Origin of the sequence: Acidiphilium sp. PM (genome assembly GCF_000219295.1) — a bacterium.
In the GTDB taxonomy this organism is placed as follows: Bacteria; Pseudomonadota; Alphaproteobacteria; order Acetobacterales; family Acetobacteraceae; genus Acidiphilium; species Acidiphilium multivorum.
This window is the reverse complement of the sequence record NZ_AFPR01000558.1, coordinates 1-4,387: the sequence shown is the minus strand read 5'-3', so window position 1 is coordinate 4,387 and position 4,387 is coordinate 1. Positions and strand designations below refer to the sequence as shown.

At 60.0% G+C, this 4,387-nt stretch carries 8 protein-coding genes, 1 pseudogene and 1 other annotated feature; of the genes and pseudogenes, 8 read left to right on the top strand and 1 reads right to left on the bottom strand.

Annotated elements, in window-relative coordinates; genetic code table 11:
* The first annotated feature begins 147 nt into the window (after positions 1-147).
* The 8 genes and pseudogenes from APM_RS18130 to APM_RS20865 form a co-directional block, all read left to right on the top strand.
* Complete coding sequence (locus APM_RS18130; protein WP_007424850.1) at positions 148-444, top strand: DUF6516 family protein; 297 nt, start codon at positions 148-150, stop codon at positions 442-444.
* Complete coding sequence (locus APM_RS18125; RefSeq protein ID WP_039889227.1) at positions 432-776, top strand: transcriptional regulator; 345 nt, start codon at positions 432-434, stop codon at positions 774-776. Before APM_RS18130 ends, APM_RS18125 begins: the two co-directional genes overlap by 13 nt.
* A gap of 80 nt (positions 777-856) precedes the next feature.
* Positions 857-1,024, top strand: coding sequence for a hypothetical protein (locus APM_RS20870; RefSeq protein ID WP_007424849.1), 168 nt, complete (start codon positions 857-859; stop codon positions 1,022-1,024).
* Between the two features lie 260 nt (positions 1,025-1,284).
* On the top strand, positions 1,285-1,560 hold the full coding sequence (locus APM_RS18120) for a hypothetical protein (protein ID WP_050807230.1): 276 nt from the start codon (positions 1,285-1,287) through the stop codon (positions 1,558-1,560).
* A gap of 11 nt (positions 1,561-1,571) precedes the next feature.
* Positions 1,572-1,928 carry a c-type cytochrome gene (locus tag APM_RS21815; RefSeq protein ID WP_138919263.1) on the top strand — a complete coding sequence of 119 codons (357 nt, stop codon included), beginning with the start codon at positions 1,572-1,574 and terminating at the stop codon, positions 1,926-1,928.
* Positions 1,929-1,966: 38 nt separating this feature from the next.
* The gene (locus tag APM_RS18115) at positions 1,967-2,596 is read left to right on the top strand and encodes an SCO family protein (RefSeq protein ID WP_007424847.1); all 630 of its coding nucleotides are present in this window, start codon (positions 1,967-1,969) and stop codon (positions 2,594-2,596) included.
* Positions 2,597-2,690: 94 nt separating this feature from the next.
* Positions 2,691-2,948 (top strand): DUF6444 domain-containing protein, encoded by a 258-nt coding sequence (locus APM_RS18110; RefSeq protein ID WP_158005017.1) that lies wholly within the window; start codon positions 2,691-2,693, stop codon positions 2,946-2,948.
* Positions 2,949-2,996: 48 nt separating this feature from the next.
* Positions 2,997-3,583: pseudogene (locus APM_RS20865) on the top strand (IS3 family transposase); the annotation flags it as partial.
* Positions 3,284-3,400: a sequence feature (AL1L pseudoknot), on the top strand. It overlaps the preceding pseudogene by 117 nt.
* Before the next feature lie 233 nt (positions 3,584-3,816).
* On the opposite strand, the gene APM_RS18095 reads toward APM_RS20865, so the two are convergent.
* On the bottom strand, positions 3,817-4,387 hold a 571-nt coding region (locus APM_RS18095), incomplete at its 5' end, for a carbohydrate porin (RefSeq protein WP_039889224.1).

The window sequence follows — 4,387 nt, the reverse complement described above, 5'->3', positions numbered from 1 at the left end:
AGGCAGGCCGGGCAGTTGCCTGGGTGTCGCAGGTTTTACAATTTATGCGACACCGCAAAATTCAGCGCTGTAGGGCCGGGTGCCACCGGAACGCCTCGGCTGTTGGAATAATTGCCAACACGCTGATTTGTTGGTACATACTCCAACATGGAAGCCGAATTGCTGTTCCGAAAACGCGAAGGTCTATCGGAAACGGCATTCATCGAAATGGTGATCTGGTGGGTGCCTGCCCCCGTGCGTGGCAGCGCGCACAGCTTTAAATACCGCCTAGCTTTGGTATCGGAAGACATCTGCGTCCTGCGCTACGACAATGAGGCCGACAAAGGTGACCACAAGCATGTCGGGAAACGCGAGATGACGTACCACTTTATTGATCTGGCCACCCTGCAAGCTGATTTCTGGAAGGACGTGGCAACGTGGAGGGCAGGACAATGCGAACCGTAACGCTCGGTGTATCCTCGATCGAGGACACCCAACGCCAGATGGCCGCCGCCTTTCGTGGCGAACACGTGGGCGAGTTCATCAGCTTCGGGACAGTCGAACTGCTATGGAAGGTGCTTACCGCCAAGCGATGGGACATCCTGCAAGCGATGACCGGACATGGCGAAATGGCCATCCGCGAAGTGGCCCGCCAGGTCGATCGCGACGTGAAGGCCGTGCATGGCGATGTGCAAGCCTTGTTAACCGCCGGGGTGCTCGATCGGACAGACAGTGGACGCGTGGTCTTTCCCTACGATGCGGTGCATGTGGACTTTACGCTGCACAAGGCAGCGTGACGGACAAAGGCTCCCGCGATATGTCCCGTTCGAGACGGAAAAATCCAGGCTGTGGTTGGACCACTGCGGCAAGTGACAAGTTGTTCAAGCAGCGTGAGCATCGCCGCGAGCGAGCTGCCGTGTGGGATACCAACCTGACCTACGACGAGCCGCCGGTAAGCCGAGCGTTCGGAAATCCGTGGCTCAGCGAGAAGGATGGTAAGCAGTGGTTCGATCCTAAACGCCATCCCAAGGAAATGCGAAAGTGAACAATAGACCCCTGGCAAGCCTATGCTTGGCCACTGCGGAATAAGATTCCAGGCGACGCCTGCTTGGCAAGCTCGATGCTTCGGCAGGTCGGCCTGTCACGGGCATATCTTACGGGAACTGTAAGCCATTGATTCGCGCGAGCAAGTCGGCTTTTCGAAAGTCTTGTGAGGTGACAGTCCGCTGAACAAAACGCCGTGTGCCCCCTTGGCGACCCGCTGATCGAGGATCATTCCTGTCTCACCATCAACAGGGTCCCACCATGTTCAAGCGCCGTACCTTGATCCTTCATAGTGTTCTGGCGACCACCGCCAGTTTGGCACTGGCCCTCATGAGCGACCCGTCGGCCGAGGCTGCTCCCACGATCTCCAAACGTCTGGCCGACTACCAGGACAGGCCAAATCATAGCCATCAATGCGCCGCTTGCTGTATGTTCGTGCCTGGCCAACCCGACCATTGCACCATGATCGAAGGCATCATCAGTCCGCACGGCTGGTGCAAATACTGGCAGGCAGGCCCCGCCGATACCTGTAGCTGATCGGAGGCATCGTGGGTGCTTCGGTGGGATCATTCGGCGGCACTCTGTTGGCGGTCTTCTTCATGAGCCGTGCATACGCAGCATCCTGGCCTCCCAATGGGCAGGCAATCGCAGAGCACGGAATCCTGCCAAACATACCTGCATGCACATCCTGCCATAGAAGCTCTTTCACCGGCGATGCCGCCAAGCGCGCACCGTCGCTGCGCGGCAAACCGGCTGCCGATCTCATGGACGATCTCTCCGCGGAGGCTGAAAACCGGAAGGATCACTCCGAAATGGCCGATATTTCACGGCATCTCGATATGGCCCAACGCGCGGCAGTCACAGCTTATATTGCCAGTCTTTCCCCAAAGACACTGACACCATGACGGGTTTTCCTCGCACTTTGGGCCGCCGGCGGCTTGGAATGGCCCTTGGTGCCTCTGCTACGCTTATCACCCTGCCTGCAAGCGCACGCACCGAGGACGCCGACTCATCCGTCCATGCAGCCAATATCGCCAGCGTTCCTGGCGTCATCGATGTAGACGGGCATTTCCCTAACCTGGCGTTCAAGATGGAGCGTGTCTCTGACGATAAGATCGTCACCGCCAGCGCTTATCGCGGTGATGTGGTGATCGTCTATTTCGGGTTCACCCGATGCTCTGACACCTGCCCGCTGACCGCCTTAAACGCGGCCCGCCTGTTTGGCCTGCTCGGTACGGAGAAATCGCGAACAAGATTCCTGTTTGTCACGGTCGATCTTGATTACGATACGCCAAAGCGTCTGAAAGACTACCTCGCCAATTTTGGACCGCCCCCATATATCGACGGCCTCTATGGCACACCTGCGGAACTCAATGCCTTTGCCAAGCGTTACGGGGTCTATTTCAAGTCCCCAACGGGATCTGATTCGGCCGATCCGGTATCGGCGATCCAGCATAGCGATGCGGTTTATCTGTTCGGACCGCATGGCGAGACACTGGCGATTGTGAACGATCTCGGCGGGGGGCATCCGCATCTTCATACGCTGGCTAAGAAAATCATAAAATTACTCTGAACGAAGCGCAAACGTAGCTGCTCATCCCCGGTAGGCGGCGTGTTGAATCGATTGTGAATTGACGTGACCACGTCGGATGGGATTCGACGGTGACGTGACCGAGCTTCCTGATTTATCGCTTCTGACGCACGCCGAGAAAGATGCGCTGATCCGCGCTCTGTGGGAAGCACTGCAAGTTTCGGAGCGGCGCAACGCGGAACTGACGGTCCGGCTGGCTGCTGCGGAACGGCGGATTGCGGAGCTGGAGGCGCGGCTGAACGATCCGGCGAAGCGGCCGGATAATTCGAGTCTGCCGCCATCGCGCGGGCAGAAGCCAAACCGGCCCGAGAAGGCTCCGCGCAAGGGACCATGAACCGCGCCGGGAATCCCGGAGGCTCCAACTCTTGAGTAGGATGGAGCAATGGAAAAGCGGAAGACATCGGTTCGGTATTCACCTGAGGTCCGGGAGCGAGCGGTCCGGATGGTGCTGGAGCATGGCAAGGATCATGCTTCGCAATGGGAAGCGATCGGCTCGATAGCACCGAAGATCGGCTGCACGATCGAGACGCTGAGGGGGTGGGTTCGCCAGGCGGAGCGGGATCGGGGGCTACGGCCTGGCCCGACGAGTGCTGACCAGGAGCGGATCAAGTCTCTGGAACGAGAGGTCCGGGAGCTACGCCAGGCGAATGAGATCCTGCGCAAGGCATCGGCTTATTTTGCGATGGCGGAGCTCGACCGCCGGTACAAGCCATGATCGCGTTCATCGACGCGCATCGCGAGGTCTACGGTGTCGAGCCGATCTGCCGGATGCTGCCGGTCGCTCCGTCGACCTACTATGAGCATGCCGCACGTCGTACTGACCCAAACCGCTTGCCGCCCCGTGCGCGGCGCGACACGCGGCTGCGGCCGGAGATCCGCCGGGTCTGGGAAGAGAATTTCCAGGTCTATGGTGTCCGCAAGGTCTGGCGGCAGCTGCGGCGCGAGGGGATTGAGATCGCGCGCTGCACATCATTGCCATTGGGCGGCTGAGGACGGACGCACGGACCAAGGACTATGTCGCCAGGCGCATCGCCGAGGGCCATTCCAAGCTGGAGTCAGGTTGCTGGAGGCCGCTAAGGCCGGGCGGCATGGCTCCCGCGATCACTTGCTCCTGCGCGTGACATTCCGCCACGGTTTGCGGGTCAGTGAAGTCGTCGGTCTGCGCCGCGACGAGTTGGATCTCGCGCTGATGGCCAGCGCTATCAGAAAGTCACGACGGCGCGGGCGCCAGCAATGAACTCGTTGCGCAGCGTGTGGATGGGGTCGTTGGGATCCAGCACCCCGCCACTCGGATTGATCACGTATTGCAGGTCCGGTTGGACAACCAGCCATCCCGTCACCTGCGCCTGATAGGTCAGCTCGATCAGCTCCTCGGTGGTCTGCGCTGGCGCTCCCGAATCCTGATCCAAAGCGGCGGCCTGGCTGCTGACCTTGCCGATGCCAAAATCGATGCCGGCCTGGTCGTTATCGCGGCCCGGCAGCGGCGCCGTGAGCGTCACCCCGCCATTGAAGAAGAAGTCGACGAGGTTCTGATCATCCGGGGCACCCATGATCCGGCCGAAGACGTTCAGGGTGCGCGCCTTATCCGCGCTCGATTGCCAGACCGTCTGATCGGCCACGGCATAGAGGCTGTAATTGCCGTGCTGCATGAGCGGGTTACCGTTGCTCGCGGGATTGGCCAGCGACAACCCGTCCGAGCCGAAACGCTGATCGGGGAAGGCGCCGCTGTCGTACCAGCCGCCGATCTTATAGGTGCCTGGCATACCGCCGATC

Excerpts from the sequence above, each read along its gene's own strand:
- APM_RS18130 (WP_007424850.1), top strand. The coding sequence starts at position 148 with ATGGAAGCCGAATTGCTGTTCCGAAAACGCGAAGGTCTATCGGAAACG.
- APM_RS18125 (WP_039889227.1), top strand. The coding sequence starts at position 432 with ATGCGAACCGTAACGCTCGGTGTATCCTCGATCGAGGACACCCAACGC.
- APM_RS18120 (WP_050807230.1), top strand. The coding sequence starts at position 1,285 with ATGTTCAAGCGCCGTACCTTGATCCTTCATAGTGTTCTGGCGACCACC.
- APM_RS18115 (WP_007424847.1), top strand. The coding sequence starts at position 1,967 with ATGGCCCTTGGTGCCTCTGCTACGCTTATCACCCTGCCTGCAAGCGCA.